Below are 19,427 nucleotides of genomic sequence, written 5' to 3'. Positions count from 1 at the left end.
GACGGGGCGCTCGACTCACCGGTGCTTCAAAGGTGTGAGTTGCTCGATGTCGTAGCGCCTCCGTAGTTCCTCGATCGCCTCGTGATCCGGTGGGCCGTCGGAGCCCAGGATCTCCAGCAGTTCCTCGAAGTAGCGCTCGTGATCGGGGGGCGGGGACGCCTGGAAGAACATCCTCGCCGGGGTCTCCGTCGGGTTGGCGAAGGCGTGCGGGCAGCCCGGTGGCACGACGATGACCGTGCCCGGGGTGGCCCGCACCACCCTGTTCCCCGAACTCGACTCCCACTTCTGCCAGTTGTCGGGAGTGCGGATGCGCGGCTCGAAGGCGAGGACGTCCAGCTCGCCTTCGAGGACGTAGAACAACTCCTCGCTGCGGGTGTGCACATGGGCGCCCACGTCGAAGCCCGGCGGGACCTCCACCTCGAAGGTGGAGGCCGCCCGTGAGTGCGTGCCCGTCACCTTGAAGGTGACGCGCTGGGCCGGCGTCTGGACCACGCGCCCGTGTCCCGGTGGTACGAGGAGTCCCTCGGTCGTGGTCATGGGCCACTCACCAGGTCACCGGAAGTGCCTCGGGGCCCCGGATCAACGCGCCCTTTCTGAAGGGGACCTGCTCCGGGGCCACGGCCAGCCGCAGCCCGGGCAGCCGGTCGAGGAGGGCGTCGACCAGCAGCTCCTCCTCCAGCCTGCCGAGCTGGCCGCCGGGGCAGTAGTGCGGGCCGAAGCCGAAGGCGACGTGCGGGTTGGGACTGCGGGAGAAGTCGATCGTCTCCGGGTCCGGGAAGACCTCCGGGTCGCGGTTGGCGGCCAGGTAGGAGACGTAGACGGGATCGCCCGCGCGGATCCGTACGCCCTTGATCTCGACGTCCTGGAGGGCGATCCGGGACAACCCGACCGCGCTGCGGTGCGGGATGTAGCGCAGCAGCTCGTCGATCGCCCGGGGGCGGATCGCCGGGTCGGTGCGCAGCCGGTCCAGGAGGTCGGGGCGGGTCAGCAGCAGGTAGAACATCTGCCCGCTGTTGTTGGTGACCGCCTCGCCGCCGATCTGGAGGAGGACGGCGAGACCGACGGCCTCCTCGAGCGTGACCTCGCCGCGGCCCACCGCGGCGCCGAGCAGCGAGCTCACGTCCTCGCCCGTGCTGTTCTCCCGCAGCCCGATGAGATCGGCGAAGTAGGCGCTCATCTCCCGCTTGGCCCTCTCGCTGACCTCCTTGCCGTGCGCCGAGGAGAGGATCAGCTGGGTCCAGATGTGCATGGTGTGCCGGTCGGCGGCCGGCACGCCCATCACCTCGCAGATCACCGCGATCGGGAACGGGCTCAGGACCGTCGCCGTGAGATCGGCGGGCGGCCCGTCCTGGACGAGCCCGTCGACGATCTCGTCCAGCATCAGACGGGCCTTCTCCCGGACCCGCTCCACGCCCTTGGTGGTGAGCGCGGAGGCCACCGAGCGGCGCAGCCGCGTGTGGTCGGGCGGGTCCAGGAAGCCGACCGCGCCGCGGTCCGGGATGAAGTGCGGGGCGAGCCGGGTGACCGGCTGCTCCATCACCGCCTCCCGGCTGAACCGGGGGTCGTTGGCCACCATCCGTACGTCGTCGTACCGGGTGACCAGCCACGCCCAGCCCTCGCCGTTGGGCAGCTGGATCCGGGTGACCGGACCCTCCCGCATCAGCTCGGTCAGGGTGGGGTCGAAATCCACCCCCGTCAGGTCCGGCACATTCCAGTGCCGGACCGGACAGGTGGTCTCACCGAGCGTTTCGCCGGGTGCCTCGTCGGCGGGGTCGAGCGGTTCCGTGATCGTCATCTCGGTCAAGCCGCCTCTTCGTCCGAACGCCGCCAGCGACCCAGCGACATCTCCGCGGTGATGCCGGGACCGAACCCGGCCAGCAGGCCGCGTGCCTGGTGCTCGGCACCGCCCTCGTCGAACATCCGGCGCAGCGCGTCCAGGACGACGGCGCTGGCGATGTTGCCGTACTCGGTGAGGGTGGACCGGCTGAACCGGAAGGCGTGCGGGTCGACCTGGAGGAACTTGCTCAGGTCGTCCAGGATCCGCGGCCCGCCGGCGTGGACTATGTAGAAGTCCAGGTCGGACGCGTCCCAGCCGTGCAGCCCCGCCAGGTCCTGGAGAGCCGGCGCGAGCGGCTCCATGGTCGCCGGGACCCGCTTGTCCAGCAGGAAGTGGAACCCGGTGGCCCGCACGTCGTACATGATCCACTCCTCGGTCTTGGGGATCAGGTACGAGCCGTTGCGTTCGAGTTCGACACCCGTGCCGCCCTTGCCGCGGACCACGGCGGCGGCGATGCCGTCGCCGAAGAGGCCGTTGGAGAGCAGCGAGCCGACGCCGAGGTCGGTCGGCTGGTAGCACAGCGAGCAGAACTCGCAGGCCACGATGAGGGCGTTGGCGTCCGGGTACGCCGAGCAGAAGTCGTGCGCCCGGTTGATCGCCGCTCCGCCGGCCGCGCAGCCGAGCTGCGCGATGGGGAGCTGGCGGGTGGTGGAGTCGAAGTCCATCTCGTTGATCAGCCACGCCGTGAGCGAGGGCATCATGAAGCCCGTGCACGAGACGTAGATGATCACGTCGATGTCGGTGGTGAGCAGTTCGGCGTCGTCGAGCGCTCGCTGGATGACGGCGGGGACCCGGGCCTTGGCCTCGGCCTCGTAGAGCTTGTTGCGCTCCTCGAAGCCGGGGTGCTTCAGGGTTTCCTCGATCGGCTGCACGATGTGCCGGGTGCGAACGCCCGTGTTCTCGATCAGTCTCAGCGCCAACGGCAGCTGCGGGTGGTTCTCGTGGTGGGAGCGCGCCAGTTCCAGCGTCTCCTCCATCGTGATCACGTACTCCGGGACCGACACTGAGGGTTTGCACAAAGTCGCCATGAACCGTGCCTGCTTTCAGCCTTCCGGCGGGTTTTGGCCCGACCGGTCAGAGAGGTGGTTCACCTCAGGAGGTGGTTCCCTCACGATCACCCGTGAGGGCGATGATCTCTCGCCGGACTACTCCGAACCGGTGACCCCGTGTCAGGGCCGCAGCAGCACAGAGGTATCCGGACGAGGAGGACGCGATGCTCGGCACGGCCGCGGAAATGCTGAAAAAGGCCAGGTCAGAGCTTGCCCCGGACCCGAAAGCCAATCCACTTGTCCGCCTCGTCGCCGACGGCCGGGCGAGTCTGGAGACACTCGCCGCCCTCGCGCCGGAACAACACCGGGTGATCCCCGCCGACCGGGGCGCGTTCCTGCATCTGGCGCAGCGCGCCACCGAGGAGCCGACGGCCGCCGGGTTCTTCGCCATGCCGGCCGAGGGCGAGGAACCGGCGGCAGAGCGGCTGGGCGCGTTCACCGAGGCGTGCGAAGTGGATGCCGAGCGCAGGCAGGCGTACGAGCCCTTACCGGGCTGCCAGGCGTACTCGGCGTACATCTCCTGGCTCGCCCTCAACGCCGCCCCGACCGGCGCCGTCCTGGCCGTCACGGCCAACTTCGCGACCTGGGGAACGTAGTGCGCGAGCATCGCGCCGGGGCTGCGCCGGCACTACGGCTTCACGGACGAGGCGTGCGCCTTCTTCGACTTCTTCGCAGAACCGGCTCCGGCCCTGGACGAGCAGGCGACGGCAGCGGTGCAGGCGGGACCGGCCACCGGCCGGCTGGACACCGGACCGGCGTATTCCTACGGCCGCCTGCTCCAGGCGTACGAGGCGATGTTCTGGAGCTCGCTCAGCTGATCCCGCCTGCTTCAGCGGCGCGGGGCTGTATCGATTTGCGGCTGCCGCCGCGTGGGCGCGACCAGCCACAACGCACCCGCACCCACCGAACGGCCGTCACTCCCCACTGCTGTGGGCGATACAAGCCACGTCGATCCGATCGGCGAGCTTCGCCAGCTCGATGGTCAGAGCAGCCACCGTGTCCTCGTCCAACCCACCCTCGTCGGCCTCCACCAGACGCAGCCACCGCGCCCCCAGCGTCCGCAACAACTTACTCACGTCGGCCGCGGCCACCTGCAAGGTACCGCGGTCGTCGACGATCAGAGGCAGAGTCACTTCGCGGTTCACACCCGGATCGTAGCCGCGCAACCGTCACGCACCCTGCCAAACGGTGGTGATGTTGCAGAACTCCCGGATTCCATGCCCGGACAGCTCACGGCCGTATCCGGACCGCTTCACCCCGCCGAAGGGAAACGCCGGGTGCGAGGCGGTCATGCCGTTGACGAACACGCCACCAACCTCCAGATCCCGTACGAACCGGTCCACCTCGGCGTCGTCCCGCGTCCACACGTTCGAACTCAGCCCGAAGGGCGAGTCGTTGGCGATGAGGATCGCCTCGTCCAGGTCCCCGGCCCGGTACACCGTGGCCACCGGCCCGAACGCCTCCTCGCGGTGGATGCGCATGTCGCGGTGGATCCCCGCGAGCACGGTCGGCGGGTAGTACCAGCCGGGCCCGTCCGGCCGCTGCCCGCCGCACAGCACCTCGGCACCCGACCGCTTCGCGTCCTCGACCAGCTCCTCCAGATCCTTGCGCCCCTGCTCGCTGGAGAGCGGCCCGACGTCCGTCTCCTCGTCCATCGGGTCGCCCGTCCGCAGCGCGGCCATGCCCGCCACGAACTTCTCCGTGAACGTGTCGTAGACGTCCGTGTGCACGATGAACCGCTTCGCGGCGATGCACGACTGCCCGTTGTTCTGCACCCGCGCGGTCACCGCGATCCGCGCGGCCCGGTCGATGTCCGCCGAGGGCATCACCACGTAGGGGTCGCTGCCGCCCAGTTCCAGCACCGTCTTCTTGATCATCTCGCCGGCGGTGGCTGCGACCGCGCGGCCCGCGGGCTCGCTGCCGGTGAGCGTCGCCGCCTTCACCCGCTCGTCGCGCAGGATGTCGTCGACCGCGCCGGAGCCGATCAGCAGGGTCTGGAAGCAGCCCTCGGTGAAACCGGCCCGGTGGAACAGGTCCTCCAGGTACAGGGCGGTCTGGGGGACGTTGGAGGCGTGCTTGAGCAGCCCCACGTTGCCGGCCATCAGCGCGGGCGCGGCGAAGCGGACCACCTGCCAGAGCGGGAAGTTCCACGGCATCACGGCGAGCACCGGCCCCACGGGGCGGTAGCGCACCCGCACCCGGGACGCGCCCGAGTCCTTCACGTCCGTCTCCGCGGGCTCCTCGTCGGCCAGCAGCTCCTCCGCGTGGTCGGCGTACCAGTGCATCGCCTTCGCGCACTTCGCGGCCTCCGCGCGGGCCTGCTTCAGCGGCTTGCCCATCTCGGTGGTCATGGTGCGCGCGATGTCGTCCCGCTCCGCCTCCAGCAGATCGGCGGCCCGGTGCAGCAGCCGGGCACGTTCGGCGAAGGTGCTCGTGCGGTACGTACGGAACGTGGCCTCGGCGAGTTCGAGCCGGCGTTCGATCTCGTCCTCGTCCATGGCCTCGAACGTTTCCAGCGTCTCGCCGTTCGCCGGGTTGACCGTCGCGATGGGCATGGCTGACCTCCCTGGGAGCGGGCTTGCTACGACCTTCCCGCGCGGTCCCGGGGACCGCAACGCGTAGGCGTCTCTTCAGCCCGAGTGCTCCGCCAGCCGGTCGAGAAACGCGGCCTGGGCCGTGACGATCACCTCGCGGGCCCGGTCGGGGGTCAGCCAGGCCACCCGGTCCAGCTCCGGGAACTCCTGGATCCGGCCCGACCGCAGCGGCCACTCCATCACGAAGGTGCCGGGGGAGATCGTGGCCGGGTCCAGGTCCGCCTCGATCGCCCATGCCGTGACGATCTTGCCGTTGGTCTGCCGGACCTCGCCCAGGTCGATCGCCTCGCCGTCCGGCGGCGCCAGCCCCAGCTCCTCCTGGAACTCGCGCCGGGCCGCCTCCCAGGCGGGCTCTGCGGGCTCGTACTCGCCCTTGGGGACCGTCCAGGCGCCCGCGTCCTTCTTCGCGAAGTACGGCCCGCCCATATGGCCGAGCAACACCTCAAGACCCTCGCCGGTATGCCGGAACAACAGCAGTCCCGCGCTTCGCTTCGGCTCCGTCAACGCCGTACCTCCGGGTGGGCGGCCAGCAGGGCCTCCACCGTATCGGCCTCCTCGGGCCGTTTGTCCTCGCGGTAGCGGACCACCCGGGCGAAGCGCAGGGTGACGCCGGCCGGGTAGCGGGTCGACTTCTGCAGACCGTCGTAGGCGATCTCGACGACGAGTTCGGGGCGTACGGTCACCACCCAGCCGCTGTCCGAGACCTCCAGCTCCTTGAGCCGGGCGGTCTGCCACTCCAGCATGGCGTCGGTCATGCCCTTGAACGTCTTGCCGAGCATGGCGAAGGTGCCGTCCGGGTTGCGGGCGCCGAGGTGGAGGTTGGAGAGCTTGCCGGTGCGGCGCCCGTGGCCCCATTCGGCGGCCAGGACGACCAGGTCGAGGGTGTGGACGGGCTTCACCTTGAGCCAGGAGGCGCCCCGGCGGCCGGCGCTGTAGGGGGCGGCCAGAGCCTTGACGACCACGCCCTCGTGGCCGCGGGTGAGGGTGGCGGCGAGGAACTCCTCGGCGGTCGTCGCGTCCTGTTCCCCGGCCACCAGCGCCCGGCGCACCCGCATCGGCTCGGGGACCAGGCGGGCCAGTTCCGCGTGGCGCTCGGCGAAGGGGAGGTCCAGGAGGTCGTGGTCGCCGACGGAGAGCGCGTCGAAGAAGACGGGGGAGACCGGGACCTCGCGCGCCGCCTTCACCACGTCCGTGCGGGAGCCGACCCGGCCCGCCGTCTCCTGGAACGAACGGGGGCGGCCGGCCGCGTCGAAGGAGATCACCTCGCCGTCCAGGATGAACCGGTCGCCCGCCAACTCCCGTGCGGCAGAGGTGACTTCGGGAAGCCGGTCGGTGATGTCGTCCAGGGTGCGGGTGAAGACGCGCACCGTGTCCCCGTCCCGGTGGACCTGGACCCGGATGCCGTCCAGCTTCTCCTCGACCGCGCAGACCCCCAGCTTCCCCACCGCCTCGGTCACCGAGGCGGCGGTGTGGGCCAGCATCGGCAGGACCGGGCGGCCGACGGTGAGCCGGAACCGGGCGAGGGCCGGCGGACCGTCGGCGAGCAGCGCCTCGGCCACCGCCTGGAGCGACCCCGCGAGCATCACCGCCCGCCGCACCTCCGCCGCGTCCGCGCCGGTCGCCTGGGCGAGCCCCTCGACGGCGACCGCGTCCAGGGCGCCCTGCCGGACCTCCCCGGTGATCAGGCCGAGCAGGAACCGCTGCTCGTCCGCGGTGGCCGCGCCCATCAACTCGCCCACGATCCGCACCCGTTCGGCCTGCGAACCGGCTCCGGAGACCTTGCCGAGCTCGCTCAGCCGGGCGTCCGCCTCGCGGACCGTGAGGGACGGTCCGGCGGCAGGCGGGACGGACCGGCTCAGCACCTTCCAGCCGACGCCGAGGCGGCCCTGCGGGAGCCGGCCGGCCAGATAGGGGATGACGATCGGTACGTCGTCGGGGGCCGTCTCCCGGAAGAGCTCGGCGAGCAGGGCCGTCTTGCGGGACCTGGCCGCGGTGGCGGCCACCTCCCGGGACACTTCGGCGAGCCGGGTCAGCAGCATGCAGCCATAGTGCTCCGGATACGGCCCGCCGACACCCGGGGCCGGTACCCGGGATCATGCCGGGGCGGTCGCGTACACCTGCCGGGTGTTGGGGCGCGGTGCCGGGCGGTGGTGGGCCGCCGGACCCTCGGCGAAGGCACGCAGCAGGTTCTCCGTGGTGCGGGTCACGAAGGCGCGGGTGGCCGCGTCCATGCCGTGGTGCCTGCTGCCGTCTCCGGTGGCCGCGATCAGGGCCTCCACCCACCGCATGGTGCCGGACGCGAAGACCCCGGCGCCGCCGGTCACGGTGTAGTACGCGGAGTCGCTGTGGCTGGGCCGTCCGTCGCACACCAGCGGGGAGTGGGCCGTGATCTCCAGCGGGCCGGGAGCGGTCGTGCGGGGCGGGACGCGGTCGTACTCGACTCCCACCAGATGGCCGAAGCCCTCGCCGGCGCGGACTTTGGTGCCCTCGTACAGCCAGTGGTCCGGTGCGGTGACGACATAGGGGGCGTCCACCGGGTAGCCCTCGTAGAGCACTCCGGTGAGGGAGGACTCGGGATCGGCGCCGGGGGCCGCGCGGAAGTCGGTGGTGACCAGGGCGGGCCGGGCGGGGAAGCAGGGGTCGGCGGTGTACGAGGACTTGTAGCAGACGACGGTACGGCCGGGGCCGGTCTCCGAGGCCTCCAGCCGGATCCGCCGGAAGCAGGTGTTCGCGCCGAGGAAGGCGATGTTGGTGCCGGCGTCCCGGGCGGCCGTGACATGCCGGCGCTGCTCGGGCGTCCAGTACTCGTCGTGGCCCAGGCACACGACCGCGGCGGCCCCGGCCAGCACGCCCGGGTCGGTGTGCACGTCCGCCCCGGTGGTGTAGGCGAGCGGGATGCCGAGCCGTTCGGCCAGCACGACCGCGGCCCACTCGTACACCAGGAACTTCTCCGCGCCGTTCAGGTCGTAGGGCCGGTCGAAGGTGACGGCCAGCGAGCGGCCCGCGTAACCGCCGTCGGACCCGGCGTAGAGGCTGAGCCCGCCCCACCTGTTGTACGCCTGCCAGGTCGCCGGGGCGTGCAGCAGGACGGTGCGGCCCGCGCCGTGCGTGGAGCGCACGATCAGCGGCACGTACCGCTGGTGGCCGCTCTCGGCCTCCAGGCGCAGCAGGTACGCCCCCTCCGGCCAGCCGGTGGTGTCCACGGTGAGCGTGCGCGGCCAGCCGGCGCGCACGGTGCGGGTGGCGGCGAGGATCCGGGGAGACGGCTGGGCGCGACCCGGTATGCGGGGCGAGTACCAGACCCGCCGGGCCTGTTTCCCGCCGTACCAGCCGACCCGCAGCGCCGAGATCCGGAAGGCGGCGGCCGTGGTCGACACGGACAGGCCGAACTCCTCGCCCGGTGTCACGCTCACCCGGTCGGCGTAGCCGGCGATCGCGTCGGGGGCGCCGAGGGACCCGATGCGCCAGTCCCCGGTCCCCGGACGCTCGCGCTCCGCCTCGGGCAGCCGGGAGTCCGGCGCTCCGGGCCGCCGGTCCGGGGCCGCCCGCTCGCAGGCGGCCGCTCCCAGTCCGACGCCCGCGCAGAGACCGAGGAACCGCCTGCGGGCGGTCCCGGACCCGGGCCCCGGCGATGCTTCCTGCCGCCTCCGAGCGTCCACATCGTCTCCCTGGACCCGGCTCGTGGTCACGGTCCCGGCCGCCGGGCCGGCAGCCGGGCGCGCTCCGCCGACCGTAACCTCCGCGGGCCGGCCGCGCACGGTGCGAAGCTGCCGGATTGACAAAGGGCGTTGCCGAAACTGCAATGCCTCCCATGACTACCGACGACGTTCTCGCGGGCGTGGGACCCCGGCTACGCCGGATCCGCAAGGAGCGGGAGGTCACCCTCGCCGCCCTCTCCGAGACCACCGGCATCTCGGTCAGCACCCTCTCCCGGCTGGAGTCCGGGCTGCGCAAGCCCAGCCTTGAGCTGCTGCTGCCGATCGCGCAGGCCCATCAGGTGCCCCTGGACGAACTCGTCGGCGCCCCGCCGGCCGGCGATCCCCGGGTGCGCGCCAAGCCGATGGAGCGCCACGGCCGCACCTTCCTGCCGCTCACCCGGCAGCCCGGCGGCCTGCAGGCCTTCAAGGTGCTCGAACCGAAGCGGAAACCCGAACCCGAGCCGCGTACCCATGAGGGCTATGAGTGGTTGTACGTGCTGTCCGGAAAGCTGCGGCTGGTGCTCGGTGAGTACGACGTGGTGCTGACGGCGGGAGAGGCGGCCGAGTTCGACACCCGGGTGCCGCACTGGTTCGGGTCGACGGGGGAGGGGCCGGTGGAGTTCCTCAGCCTGTTCGGGCCGCAGGGGGAGCGGATGCATGTGCGGGCGCGGCCGAAGAGGACGTGACGAATCCGGCGTTCGCCCCGGAGGCTGTTCCCTCGATGGCAAGCGACCGCTTAGTATGCGATGGACCCCGGTCAGACGACGCAGTCGACGCAGTCCCGTGGAGGCACCGCATGCAGGCATGGCAAGTGCACGAGAACGGCGAGCCGAGCGAGGTGATGCGGCTCCAGGAGGTGGAGCGGCCCACGCCCGGCGACGGCCAGGTGCTGCTCAGGGTGCGTGCCGCCAACATCAACTTCCCTGATGTGCTGATGTGCCGGGGCCATTACCAGGTGCGCCCGCCGCTGCCCTTCACCCCGGGCGTGGAGATCTGCGGCGAGACCGAGGACGGGCGCCGGGTGATCGCCAATCCGGCGCTGCCGTACGGCGGTTTCGCCGAATACGCGGTCGCGGACGCCGCCGCGCTGCTGCCCGCCCCGGACGCGCTGGACGACGCCGAGGCCGCCGCGCTGCACATCGGCTACCAGACGGGCTGGTTCGGACTGCACCGCCGGGCGGCGCTCCAGGCGGGCGAGACACTGCTCGTGCACGCCGCCGCCGGCGGGGTCGGCAGCGCGGCCGTCCAGCTCGGCAAGGCGGCCGGGGCGAGGGTGATCGGCGTGGTCGGCGGCGCCGACAAGGTGGCCGTGGCCCGCGAGCAGGGCTGTGACGTGGTCGTCGACCGGCGCGCCGACGACGTCGTCGCCGCCGTCAAGGAGGCCACCGGCGGGCGGGGCGCCGACGTGATCTACGACCCGGTCGGCGGCGACGCCTACACGCAGTCCACCAAGGTCGTCGCCTTCGAGGGCCGGATCGTGGTCGTCGGCTTCGCCAGCGGCACCATTCCCAGCCCGGCGCTCAACCACGCCCTGGTGAAGAACTACTCGATCATGGGCCTGCACTGGGGCCTGTACGCCACCAAGAACCCGAAGCTGATCCTGCACTGCCACCAGCAGCTCACCGAGCTGGCCGCCAAGGGCGCCATCAGGCCCCTGGTGAGCGAGCGGGTCCCGCTGTCCGAGGCCGCGGCGGCCGTGCAGCGGGTCGGTGACGGCGTCACCACCGGCCGGGTCACCGTCGTGCCGAAGGGAGCCGCAGCATGACCGACGCTGCCGAACTGGAGCGCCGCACAGCCGACCTGCTGGCCGCGCACTGGCCCGTCACGACCGGGAAGCTCGACTTCCTCAAGGCCCGCTTCGACGCGGGACTGGCCTGGGTGCACTACCCGGAGGGCCTCGGCGGCCTCGGTGCCCCGCGCTCTCTCCAGGTCGTGGTGGACGCGGCGCTGGAGGCCGCGGGCGCCCCCGACAACGACTCGCGCCGCAACGGCATCGGGCTCGGCATGGCCGCGCCGACCATCCTCAAGTACGGCACCGAGGAGCAGAAACAGCGCTATCTGCGGCCGCTGTGGATCGGGGAGGAGGTCTGGTGCCAGCTCTTCAGCGAGCCCGGCGCCGGCTCCGACCTGGCCGCGCTCGGCACCCGGGCCGTCCGGGAGGGCGACGAGTGGGTGGTGAACGGGCAGAAGGTGTGGACCTCCGGCGCGCACAACGCCCGCTGGGCCATCCTCATCGCCCGCACCGACCCGAACGTGCCCAAGCACGCGGGCATCACCTACTTCATCTGCGACATGACCGACCCGGGCGTGGACGTCCGGCCGCTGCGGCAGATCACCGGCGAGGCCGAGTTCAACGAGGTCTTCCTCACCGACGTCCGCATCCCCGACTCCCGCCGCCTCGGCGCCATCGGCGACGGCTGGCGGGTCGCCCAGACCACGCTGAACAACGAGCGCGTCGCCATCGGCGGCATGCGGCTGCCCCGCGAGGGCGGCATGATCGGCCCGGTCGTGAAGACCTGGCGCGAGCGCCCCGAGCTGCGCACCCACGACCTGCACCAGCGGCTGCTGAAGCTGTGGGTCGAGTCCGAGGTCGCCCGCCTCACCGCCGAACGGCTGCGCCAGCAGCTCGTCGCCGGCCAGCCCGGCCCCGAGGGCGCCGGCATGAAGCTCGCCTTCGCCCGCCTCAACCAGGAGATCAGCGGCCTGGAGGTCGAACTCCGCGGCGAGGAAGGCCTGCTGTACGACGACTGGACCATGCGCCGGCCCGAACTCGTCGACTTCGTCGGCCGTGACGCGGGTTACCGCTACCTCCGCGCCAAGGGCAACAGCATCGAGGGCGGGACCAGCGAGGTCCTGCTGAACATCGTCGCCGAGCGCGTCCTGGGCCTGCCCTCGGAGCCGCGCACCGACAAGGACGTCGCCTGGAAGGACCTGGCCCGATGACCGACCTGCTGTACTCGGAGGAGGAAGAGGCGCTGCGGTCCGCCGTGCGGGACCTGCTCACCGACCACTGTGACGCCCCCGGTGTCATCGCCCGCACCGAGTCGGACGCCCCTCACGACCTGGCGGCCTGGAAGGCGCTGGCCGACGGCATGGGCCTGGCGGGTCTGCTGGTGCCGGAGGAACTGGGCGGCCAGGGCGCCTCGCACCGCGAAGTCGCCGTCGTGCTGGAGGAGTTGGGGCGGGCAGTGGCGCCCGTGCCCTACCTGACGAGCGCGGTGGTCGCCACCGAGGCGTTGCTGGCCTGCGGCGACGAGGAACTCCTCGCGCGGCTGGCGTCGGGGCGGACGATCGGGGCGCTGGCCGTGGGGCTGCACGTCGCCCCGGGCGCCGCGTTCAAGACCGTACGGGTCGAAGGCGGGCTGCTGCACGGCGGGTTGACCGGGATCGCCGACGCGGTCGCCGCGGACGTGCTGCTGGTACCGGGGGACGACGGCGGCCTGTACGCGGTGGAGGCGGGCGTGGTTTCCGTCACCCCGCAGGTGGCCTTCGATCTCACCCGGCCACTCGCCACGGTCACCCTCGACGGGGCCGCGGGGCGTCGCGTCGGTGACGCGGAACCCGCCGTGCGGCGGGCGCTGCGGGCCGGGGCCGGGCTGCTGGCCGCCGAGCAGTTCGGTGTCGCCGAATGGGCGTTGACCGAGACCGTCCGGTACCTCAAGGAGCGCAAGCAGTTCAACCGGCCGGTCGGCGGGTTCCAGGCGCTGAAGCATCGGCTGGCGCAGTTGTGGCTGGAGGTCGTCAATCTGCGGGCCGCTGCGCGGGGCGCCGCCGACGCGTTGGCCTCCGGCGAGGATGCCGACGTGCTGGTGGCTGTCGCGCAGGCTTACGCGGGGCCGGTCGCCGTGCACGCTGCCGAGGAGGCGCTGCAGTTGCATGCGGGGATCGGGATGACCTGGGAACATCCGATCCACCTGTATCTGAAGCGGGCGAAGGCTGACGCGACTGCCTTCGGTACGGCGGGGGCGCATCGAGAAGCCCTGGCCGAACTGGTCGATCTGCAGGCGCCGTGAGGTAGCGATTTCGGGTGCGGGTGCGGGTGCGGGTGCGGCTGCGGGTGCGTGGGGGCTGGTCGCGCACAGGCGGCGGAGCCGCATGTTCGATACAGCCCCGCGCCCCTGACGGGGCGCCGCCGGTGAGGTTCGCATGAAGTGAACCGGGAGTGGCAGGCCAGCCAACTCCCTGCGTAGATACATCAATTGAGCTGTGTTCGCACGCATACTCCCTTGGGTCCCGCATGGCCCTACAAGGGAGGCAGAGCATGGCCCTCACCACCCGTCGCAGAGCCCTCACCACCCTCGGTGCCGCCGTCGCCGGTGCCGTCGTGCTGCCCGGTGCGCAGGCATGGGCGGGCGGCGGCCACCGCGGCCCGCGGCCGCTGTGGCGTGCCCACGCCCACAACGACTACGAGCACACCCACCCCCTCCACGACGCCCTCGACCACCGCTTCGGCAGCGTCGAGGCCGACATCTTCCTCGTCGGTGACCAGCTCCTCATCGGGCACACCGAGGACGACCTCGACCCGACCCGCACCCTCGAATCCCTGTACCTCGACCCACTGGCCGCGATCGTCAGGGCCAACCACGGCCAGGTGTACCGGGGTTGGCGCAGGCCGCTGCAACTGCTCATCGACATCAAGACCGAGGGCTCCTCGACCTACCTGGAGCTCGACCGGCATCTGCGGCGCTACCCGCACCTGTTCACCACCTACGCGCACGGCCGGGTGATCCCCGGTGCGGTCACCAACGTCATCTCCGGTGACCGTGCCGCGCGCACGCCGATGGAGGCGCAGACCGTGCGCCGGGCGTTCTACGACGGCAGGCTCACCGACCTCGGCACCTCGGCGCCCGCCTCCTTCGTCCCGCTGATCAGCGACAACTGGACCCTCAACTTCACCTGGCTCGGCGACGGCGACTTCCCGGAGGCCGAGCGGCAGAAGCTGCGCGGCATCATCCAGGAGGCCCACGCGGACGGGCAGAAGGTGCGGTTCTGGGCCACCCCGGACACGGCCGGACCGGCACGCGACGCGCTGTGGAGCGAGCTGCTCGCCGCCGGCGTCGACTACTTCAACACCGACGACCTCGCCGGCCTGGAGGCCTTCCTGGACGCCCACGCGGCGTCGTAACACCACTCGAACGGGGGTCGTGTCAACCGCACGGGCCAACCCTCCGCTACGCCACACTTGCGGCCGAACGCCCCGAAACGGGCGTGGCGGAGGAGGTTCGCGATGGCCGTTTCCATCTCTGTGGTGGTGCTGCTCCTGTTCCTGGCCGTGCTCTTCATGCGCCAGGGCGGGCTGAAGATCTCGCACGCCCTGGTCTGCATGGTGCTCGGCTTCTGCCTGGCCGGCACCAGCATGGCGCCGACCATCAGCGGCGGGCTCACCGCGACCGCCGACCTGGTCGGCAGTCTGAAGCCCTGAGCCGCCCGCTCAGGGTTTCCAGAACACCCCGATGCCGTTCGCCACGGCGCGCTCCGGGCTGTCGGTCGGGTGGTTGAGCACGCTCACCGTCTTCGCCCCGGCGGTGCGGGCCACCATCGTCGTGGAGCCGCCGCCGTCCAGGCTGAACGCGTCGACCGCCCCCAACCGCCGCATCTGAGCGGCGACTTCGGCGATCGTCATGCCGCTGCGGTAGGCCACCGCGCCGTCCAGCGCCAACAGCAGCAGCTCGCGTCCGCCGTTCGCGTAGCCCACGGCCGTGCGCACGGCCGTGGTGGTGTCGTTCAGCCCGGCCGGCGGCTCGCCGCCGCGCAGCACCGGGTAGCCGCCGACCGCGAACCGGTACGGGATCCTGGTGGCGGACGCCACCATGTGCTCGCGTACCGTGACCCGTTCGCCCTCGGTGAGCGCGCGCAGCCGGTCCGCGCCCGCCTCCCGGCCCAGCAGGACGGTGGTACCCGCGGCGATCGCACCGCTGCCCGGGGTCGCGGACCTGGCGACGACCTTGCCGGCGTGGATCAGTACCTCGTAGGTGTCCGTGCTGCACCCGGCGGCCCGGTCGGTGTCCGAGCCGCAGGTGGCGCGCTTGCGGGAGGCCGATCCCCAGGCGGTGGTGTAGGCGCCGACGGAACCCTGCGCCAGCGCGTACTGGTTGAGCCCGCGCAGCGAGAAGGTGGCGTCGGGCGTGCGGACCGTACCGGCGAGCGTCAGCCGGTCGAGCCGGGCCCGGCGGTCCACGCCGACGCCGAAGACGTCGGTGGTGTCGGTGCCGGGCGGCAGCGACGGGCCGAACCGCTGGGCCGTGGGCACCGCCGCCTTGAGCACCCTGCCGTGGGCGATCGCCGGGCCGACGCTCGCGCCGGTCGCCTCGACGCCCGGGTGCTGGGTCTCGGTGATGTTGAAGAAGTCGCCGTTCACGCCCGCGACCGCGCCGGCCGCGTCCGCCATCGCGGAGACCGGTGAGCGTGCGGCCACCGCACCCGGCGAGAGCAGGTCCACGCGGACGTGCGGGTCGGTCAGGTCGACGGTCAGCAGATGGGCGTGGACCGTGCCCTTGGCCGCCGGGACGTCGAACTGCCGGTAGGCGACGCCGGGCGCGATCCGGCCGGCCCCCGGCACGGCGTTGGCCGGTGCCGCCCCCGCGAGGGCCGCACCGGCCAGTAAGCCGGACGTGGTGAGGATCGTGCACAGAGTTCGGGTGGTCGCTGCAAGCCGTCTCCGACGATGCGTCACCGCACCTCCTGATGTCTCGTCAAGTTCCCCAGGACTCAGGAAGTGCAGCAGACGGGAGTGGCCGGCGGGGCGGCTAGCCGTCGACTACGCGAGAACGGGTGAGGAAACGCACCCCCTCGGGTGCCTCCAGGGAGAAACCGCTCCCCCGTCCGGGTACCACGTCCACGATCAGCCGGGTGTGGCTCCACACCTCGTACTGGCTGCGGGACATCCAGAAGGTGACCGGCCGCTCGACACCGTCCACCGCCAGCTCGGCCAGCAGCACGTCCGAGCCGCCGGTGCGGAACTCGCCGTCCGGATAGCACATGGGCGCGCTGCCGTCGCAGCAGCCACCGGACTGGTGGAACATCAGCGGCCCGTGCTCGGCGTGCAGCCGGCGCACCAGCTCGGCCGCACGCGGGGTGAGTTCGACGCGCGGTGGCGTCGCTGTCGGGTCGGCCATGGCCGTCCTCCCGGGCCGGGGCGTCGGACCCCCTCAGTCTCACGCCTCGTCACGGGCGCGTCCAGAAGCGGTCGTCGGTCTACTCGGCGCGCAGCGCGGTCGCCGTGCGGACCCGGGCCGCCCAGCCCGCCGGGAGCAGCGCCCCGAGGATCGCGATCGCCGTACCGCCGAGGGCGAGCAGCAGCAGTTCGGGCGTCCGGTAGACGTCGAGGACCACGCCGGGCAGGCGCAGTCCGGCGCTGTCTCCCATGGCCGGCATCACCGTGCGGTGCACGAGCAGGCCCAGCGGGACGCCGAGCACGCCGCCCGCGAGGCCGGGCAGGACGACCGAGGCGATCACCAGGGTCACCGTCTGCCGGGGTGTCATCCCGAGCGCCTTGTGGATGCCCAGGTCACGGATGCGTTCGTGGGTGTCGAGGACGACCCCGCCCAGCACCCCGAGTCCGGCCACCGCCACCAGGATCAGGGTGAGGGTGGCCGCCAGCGTGTCGAGGGCGACCACGCTGTCACTGCCGTTGACCGACTTGGCGGCGGTGGCCGTGAAGCCGAGCGGTTTCAGCGCCGCGTCGAGGTGCCTGACGTACGCCTTCGGGTCGGTGCCCGGGGCGAGCCGTACGGCGCGCTCGGCGGGGTACAGGTCCGGGTCGGCGGACCGGAGCGTCGCCAGGTCCGTGAAGACCCGCATGCCCTGCCGGCCGGTGTCGAAGACCTCGCCCACGATCCTGGTCCGCACCGGCGAGCCGTTCACGGTGAGAGTGACCGTGTCGCCCACCTCGGCCCCGCTCGCGGTCAGGAACGGGGTCGCCGCCACCGCCTCGCCGGCGGTCCGGATCCAGCGCCCCGACACCATGACGAACCCGCCCCAGGAGGCGTCGCCGTCGTACGCGGTCACCGGCACGCTGTCCGTCACCCCGGCCACCTTCGCCTCGGTGGTGGCGATGCCGTACTGGTCGCGGGTAGCCCGCTGGGCGGCGACAGCGGTCTTCACGGCGGCTGCCTGGGCGGCCGTCACCTGTTGAGCGCCCGGCCCGACGGGTACCGGGCCCTGCACCCGCGCGGCGCCCACTGCCACGTCCGCCGCGTTGTGGTTCTTGGCAGCGATCACCTGCTCCAGGGACGCGGCCATCCCGACGGCGAAGGTGACCGCCGCCGTGCCGAAGACGACCGCCGCGACCATCGAGGCGGCCCGGGCCGGCCGGTGGAAGGGCCGGGCCAGCCCGACCCCCACCGCCCGTGGCACCGGCAGCCGGGCCGCGATCCGAGCGGCCGTACGGCCCCGGCCCGCCGCCGGGGTGCGGCCCACGGACAGCGCGTCGACCGTGCGCAGCCGCCCGGCCCGCCAGGCGCTCACCCACGCGGTGCCGGCCACCACGCCCAGCACCCCGCCCACGACCGCCAGATCCAGCCCGGCGGACACCCCGAGCCCGACCGAGCCGTACACGGCAGAGGTCTCCGCCAGCAGCGGCGCCGCGAGCAACTGCCCCACGGTCACTCCGAGCCCGGTGCCGATCGCGGCCGGGACCAGCGCCTGCCCGACGTAGGCCCGGACGACCTGCCCCGGAGTGCAGCCCACCGCCTTGAGGACGCCGATCCGCCGCAGCCCGGTGCCCACCGCACCGGCGACCACGTTCCCGACGACCAGCGCCGACATCACCAGGCCCAGCACCCCGAAGGCCACCAGGAACGGCACGTAGAGAGCCGTCTCGCGGGTCGCGAACTCCCGTACGGAGAGCCACGACCGGGAGCCGGAGAGGACGCCCTTCGGCACCGCCGCCGACACCGCCGCGCGGTCCTCGGCGACCTGGGCGGCGGTGGCCGCGTGGGCGAAGCGGTACAGCATCTGATAGCCGCCGGGGCGGCCGGAGGCGGTGAGCGCCGGGATCTGCGCGGGCACCACCCAGGCGTCGGCGGTACGGCTCACCGAGCGGGCCGTGCCGACCACGGTGAGCGTCGGACCGCCGGGCAGACCGGGGAACCTGAGCGTCTCCCCGAGGCGCACGGGCGGCCCGTCCGAGTCCGCCGCGAGCACGATCTCGCCGGTCCGCCGCGCCCACCGGCCCTCGGCCGGCGTGACCTGATCCACCGCACCGCCGGGATCCGCCCGCCCCACGACCGACAACGCGCCCGCGTTCTGCGGTGCGGCGGTCGCGGTCGGGAACGGGCCGGAGGTCCCGGTCACCCCGGACGCGTGTGCGGAGGCGGCGAGTCGGGCGGTGGTGACCCGGCGTGCATCGAACTGCGCGGTGAGCTGGGCGCCGTGCTGGCGGGCGAAGGCGTGGTCGAAGGGCGCCCGGGAGGCCGCCAGCAGCGCACCGGCCAGCACGGACGCCGTCACCGCCAGCAGCGTGGCCAGCACGACGACCAGGGTCTGCGTACGGCGACGGGTCATGCCCGAGCCGACCACCCGGAGCAGGGCGCTCATCGGACCGCCTCCGCCGTGACGTCGGTGATGATCCCGCCGTCGGCGAGCTGGACCGTGCGCCGGGTGCAGGCCCGGGCCAGGTCGTGGTCGTGGGTGACCAGGACCAGGGTCTGGCCGTCGGCGTTCAGTTCCTTGAGGAGGCGGGCGACGTCGGCGCCGGACGCGGAGTCCAGGGCGCCGGTCGGCTCGTCGGCCAGCAGCAGCGCCGGGCGGTTCATCAACGCCCTTGCCACCGCGACGCGTTGGCGCTGACCGCCGGAGAGCCGGCCCGGGTAGGCGGTCGCCTGCGCCGCGATGCCCAGGGATTCGAGCAGTTCGCCGGCCCGGCGGCGGGCCTCGCGCCGTCCCGTTCCGGCGAGTTGGGCGGGCAGGGCCACGTTGTCCGCGACGGTCAGGTCGTCCAGCAGGTTGAAGAACTGGAACACCATCCCGACCTTCGCCCGCCGGTAACGGGCCGCGCCCGCCTCGCCCAGCCGGTCCACCCGGACCCCGTCCACGGTCACCGTGCCCTCGTCCGGCCGGTCCAGGCCCGCGATCAGGTTCAGCAGCGTCGACTTGCCGCTGCCGGAAGGACCCAGCACCGCGACCGCCTCCCCGGGTGCCACGGTCAGGGTCACGTCGTGTAGCGCGGGCGGTCCGGCGTCGTAACGCCGTGCAGTGTCCCGCAGTTCGATCAGCGGTGCCGTCATCGGTGGGCCTCCGTCCCTCGGTG

General features: G+C 72.5%; 19 protein-coding genes. 7 read left to right on the top strand and 12 right to left on the bottom strand.

Annotated features, from left to right (window positions below):
- Positions 1 to 15: 15 nt before the first annotated feature.
- Genes OHB00_RS09030 through OHB00_RS09020 form a run of 3 tightly spaced genes read right to left on the bottom strand, consistent with a single transcriptional unit; the run spans position 16 to position 2,865 of the window.
- On the bottom strand, positions 16 to 537 hold the full coding sequence (locus OHB00_RS09030; protein ID WP_406433039.1) for a cupin domain-containing protein: 522 nt from the start codon (positions 535 to 537) through the stop codon (positions 16 to 18).
- 7 nt (positions 538 to 544) lie between these two features.
- Positions 545 to 1,795: a cytochrome P450 gene (locus tag OHB00_RS09025; RefSeq protein ID WP_406433037.1), complete on the bottom strand. Its 1,251-nt coding sequence runs from the start codon at positions 1,793 to 1,795 to the stop codon at positions 545 to 547.
- Between the two features lie 5 nt (positions 1,796 to 1,800).
- Positions 1,801 to 2,865, bottom strand: coding sequence for a type III polyketide synthase (locus OHB00_RS09020; RefSeq protein ID WP_406433035.1), 1,065 nt, complete (start codon positions 2,863 to 2,865; stop codon positions 1,801 to 1,803).
- Between the two features lie 185 nt (positions 2,866 to 3,050).
- On the opposite strand from OHB00_RS09020, the gene OHB00_RS09015 reads away from it, so the two are divergent.
- Positions 3,051 to 3,482: a hypothetical protein gene (locus tag OHB00_RS09015; RefSeq protein ID WP_406433033.1), complete on the top strand. Its 432-nt coding sequence runs from the start codon at positions 3,051 to 3,053 to the stop codon at positions 3,480 to 3,482.
- 318 nt (positions 3,483 to 3,800) lie between these two features.
- Here OHB00_RS09015 and OHB00_RS09010 read toward each other — a convergent pair whose 3' ends face one another.
- The 5 genes from OHB00_RS09010 to OHB00_RS08990 all read right to left on the bottom strand — a co-directional run bounded on the left by OHB00_RS09010 (position 3,801) and on the right by OHB00_RS08990 (position 9,139).
- A complete protein-coding gene (locus tag OHB00_RS09010; protein WP_089105419.1) occupies positions 3,801 to 4,031 on the bottom strand; it encodes a DUF6213 family protein in 231 nt (76 codons plus the stop codon).
- A gap of 24 nt (positions 4,032 to 4,055) precedes the next feature.
- Complete coding sequence (locus OHB00_RS09005; protein ID WP_406433031.1) at positions 4,056 to 5,441, bottom strand: NADP-dependent succinic semialdehyde dehydrogenase; 1,386 nt, start codon at positions 5,439 to 5,441, stop codon at positions 4,056 to 4,058.
- Positions 5,442 to 5,516: 75 nt separating this feature from the next.
- The gene (locus OHB00_RS09000) at positions 5,517 to 5,984 is read right to left on the bottom strand and encodes an NUDIX domain-containing protein (RefSeq protein WP_406433029.1); all 468 of its coding nucleotides are present in this window, start codon (positions 5,982 to 5,984) and stop codon (positions 5,517 to 5,519) included.
- Positions 5,981 to 7,519, bottom strand: a complete 1,539-nt coding sequence (locus tag OHB00_RS08995; protein WP_406433027.1) for an ATP-dependent DNA ligase — start codon at positions 7,517 to 7,519, stop codon at positions 5,981 to 5,983. Before OHB00_RS08995 ends, OHB00_RS09000 begins: the two co-directional genes overlap by 4 nt.
- A 54-nt stretch (positions 7,520 to 7,573) precedes the next feature.
- Positions 7,574 to 9,139 (bottom strand): N,N-dimethylformamidase beta subunit family domain-containing protein, encoded by a 1,566-nt coding sequence (locus tag OHB00_RS08990; protein ID WP_406433025.1) that lies wholly within the window; start codon positions 9,137 to 9,139, stop codon positions 7,574 to 7,576.
- A 152-nt stretch (positions 9,140 to 9,291) separates the two neighbouring features.
- Here OHB00_RS08990 and OHB00_RS08985 point away from each other — a divergent pair, with 152 nt between their 5' ends.
- The 6 genes from OHB00_RS08985 (at position 9,292) to OHB00_RS08960 (ending at position 14,600) form a co-directional block, all read left to right on the top strand.
- The gene (locus OHB00_RS08985) at positions 9,292 to 9,864 is read left to right on the top strand and encodes a helix-turn-helix domain-containing protein (RefSeq protein ID WP_406433023.1); all 573 of its coding nucleotides are present in this window, start codon (positions 9,292 to 9,294) and stop codon (positions 9,862 to 9,864) included.
- Positions 9,865 to 9,974: 110 nt separating this feature from the next.
- A complete protein-coding gene (locus OHB00_RS08980) occupies positions 9,975 to 10,943 on the top strand; it encodes an NADPH:quinone oxidoreductase family protein (RefSeq protein WP_406433021.1) in 969 nt (322 codons plus the stop codon).
- Positions 10,940 to 12,121 carry an acyl-CoA dehydrogenase family protein gene (locus OHB00_RS08975; RefSeq protein ID WP_406433019.1) on the top strand — a complete coding sequence of 394 codons (1,182 nt, stop codon included), beginning with the start codon at positions 10,940 to 10,942 and terminating at the stop codon, positions 12,119 to 12,121. The genes OHB00_RS08980 and OHB00_RS08975 overlap by 4 nt, the downstream gene beginning before the upstream one ends.
- Complete coding sequence (locus OHB00_RS08970; protein WP_406433017.1) at positions 12,118 to 13,191, top strand: acyl-CoA dehydrogenase family protein; 1,074 nt, start codon at positions 12,118 to 12,120, stop codon at positions 13,189 to 13,191. Before OHB00_RS08975 ends, OHB00_RS08970 begins: the two co-directional genes overlap by 4 nt.
- Positions 13,192 to 13,439: 248 nt before the next feature.
- Positions 13,440 to 14,303, top strand: a complete 864-nt coding sequence (locus OHB00_RS08965; protein ID WP_406433015.1) for a phosphatidylinositol-specific phospholipase C/glycerophosphodiester phosphodiesterase family protein — start codon at positions 13,440 to 13,442, stop codon at positions 14,301 to 14,303.
- A gap of 102 nt (positions 14,304 to 14,405) precedes the next feature.
- Positions 14,406 to 14,600 (top strand): hypothetical protein, encoded by a 195-nt coding sequence (locus tag OHB00_RS08960; RefSeq protein WP_406433013.1) that lies wholly within the window; start codon positions 14,406 to 14,408, stop codon positions 14,598 to 14,600.
- 9 nt (positions 14,601 to 14,609) lie between these two features.
- On the opposite strand, the gene OHB00_RS08955 is transcribed toward OHB00_RS08960, so the two are convergent.
- The 4 genes from OHB00_RS08955 to OHB00_RS08940 all read right to left on the bottom strand — a co-directional run bounded on the left by OHB00_RS08955 (position 14,610) and on the right by OHB00_RS08940 (position 19,404).
- Entirely contained in the window at positions 14,610 to 15,851 is a 1,242-nt protein-coding gene (locus OHB00_RS08955; RefSeq protein ID WP_406433011.1) for a phosphodiester glycosidase family protein, read from the bottom strand.
- A 73-nt stretch (positions 15,852 to 15,924) separates the two neighbouring features.
- Positions 15,925 to 16,293, bottom strand: coding sequence for a DUF779 domain-containing protein (locus OHB00_RS08950; RefSeq protein ID WP_406433009.1), 369 nt, complete (start codon positions 16,291 to 16,293; stop codon positions 15,925 to 15,927).
- Positions 16,294 to 16,372: 79 nt separating this feature from the next.
- Complete coding sequence (locus OHB00_RS08945; RefSeq protein WP_406433007.1) at positions 16,373 to 18,715, bottom strand: FtsX-like permease family protein; 2,343 nt, start codon at positions 18,713 to 18,715, stop codon at positions 16,373 to 16,375.
- The gene (locus tag OHB00_RS08940; protein ID WP_406433005.1) at positions 18,712 to 19,404 is read right to left on the bottom strand and encodes an ABC transporter ATP-binding protein; all 693 of its coding nucleotides are present in this window, start codon (positions 19,402 to 19,404) and stop codon (positions 18,712 to 18,714) included. Before OHB00_RS08940 ends, OHB00_RS08945 begins: the two co-directional genes overlap by 4 nt.
- Positions 19,405 to 19,427 lie beyond the last annotated feature (23 nt).

The sequence above is a fragment of the Streptomyces sp. NBC_00631 genome (genome assembly GCF_045206895.1).
Classification (GTDB): domain Bacteria; phylum Actinomycetota; class Actinomycetes; order Streptomycetales; family Streptomycetaceae; genus Streptomyces.
The sequence above is the reverse complement of the archived record's forward strand: the minus strand, read 5'-3'. Positions and strand labels throughout refer to the sequence as shown.

Bases quoted from the DNA above. Each gene is read 5' to 3' on its own strand.
- OHB00_RS09030 (WP_406433039.1), bottom strand. From the start codon at position 537: ATGACCACGACCGAGGGACTCCTCGTACCACCGGGACACGGGCGCGTG.
- OHB00_RS09025 (WP_406433037.1), bottom strand. From the start codon at position 1,795: ATGACGATCACGGAACCGCTCGACCCCGCCGACGAGGCACCCGGCGAA.
- OHB00_RS09020 (WP_406433035.1), bottom strand. From the start codon at position 2,865: ATGGCGACTTTGTGCAAACCCTCAGTGTCGGTCCCGGAGTACGTGATC.
- OHB00_RS09015 (WP_406433033.1), top strand. From the start codon at position 3,051: ATGCTCGGCACGGCCGCGGAAATGCTGAAAAAGGCCAGGTCAGAGCTT.
- OHB00_RS09005 (WP_406433031.1), bottom strand. From the start codon at position 5,441: ATGCCCATCGCGACGGTCAACCCGGCGAACGGCGAGACGCTGGAAACG.
- OHB00_RS08995 (WP_406433027.1), bottom strand. From the start codon at position 7,519: ATGCTGCTGACCCGGCTCGCCGAAGTGTCCCGGGAGGTGGCCGCCACC.
- OHB00_RS08985 (WP_406433023.1), top strand. From the start codon at position 9,292: ATGACTACCGACGACGTTCTCGCGGGCGTGGGACCCCGGCTACGCCGG.
- OHB00_RS08980 (WP_406433021.1), top strand. From the start codon at position 9,975: ATGCAGGCATGGCAAGTGCACGAGAACGGCGAGCCGAGCGAGGTGATG.
- OHB00_RS08975 (WP_406433019.1), top strand. From the start codon at position 10,940: ATGACCGACGCTGCCGAACTGGAGCGCCGCACAGCCGACCTGCTGGCC.
- OHB00_RS08970 (WP_406433017.1), top strand. From the start codon at position 12,118: ATGACCGACCTGCTGTACTCGGAGGAGGAAGAGGCGCTGCGGTCCGCC.
- OHB00_RS08965 (WP_406433015.1), top strand. From the start codon at position 13,440: ATGGCCCTCACCACCCGTCGCAGAGCCCTCACCACCCTCGGTGCCGCC.
- OHB00_RS08960 (WP_406433013.1), top strand. From the start codon at position 14,406: ATGGCCGTTTCCATCTCTGTGGTGGTGCTGCTCCTGTTCCTGGCCGTG.
- OHB00_RS08950 (WP_406433009.1), bottom strand. From the start codon at position 16,293: ATGGCCGACCCGACAGCGACGCCACCGCGCGTCGAACTCACCCCGCGT.
- OHB00_RS08945 (WP_406433007.1), bottom strand. From the start codon at position 18,715: ATGAGCGCCCTGCTCCGGGTGGTCGGCTCGGGCATGACCCGTCGCCGT.
- OHB00_RS08940 (WP_406433005.1), bottom strand. From the start codon at position 19,404: ATGACGGCACCGCTGATCGAACTGCGGGACACTGCACGGCGTTACGAC.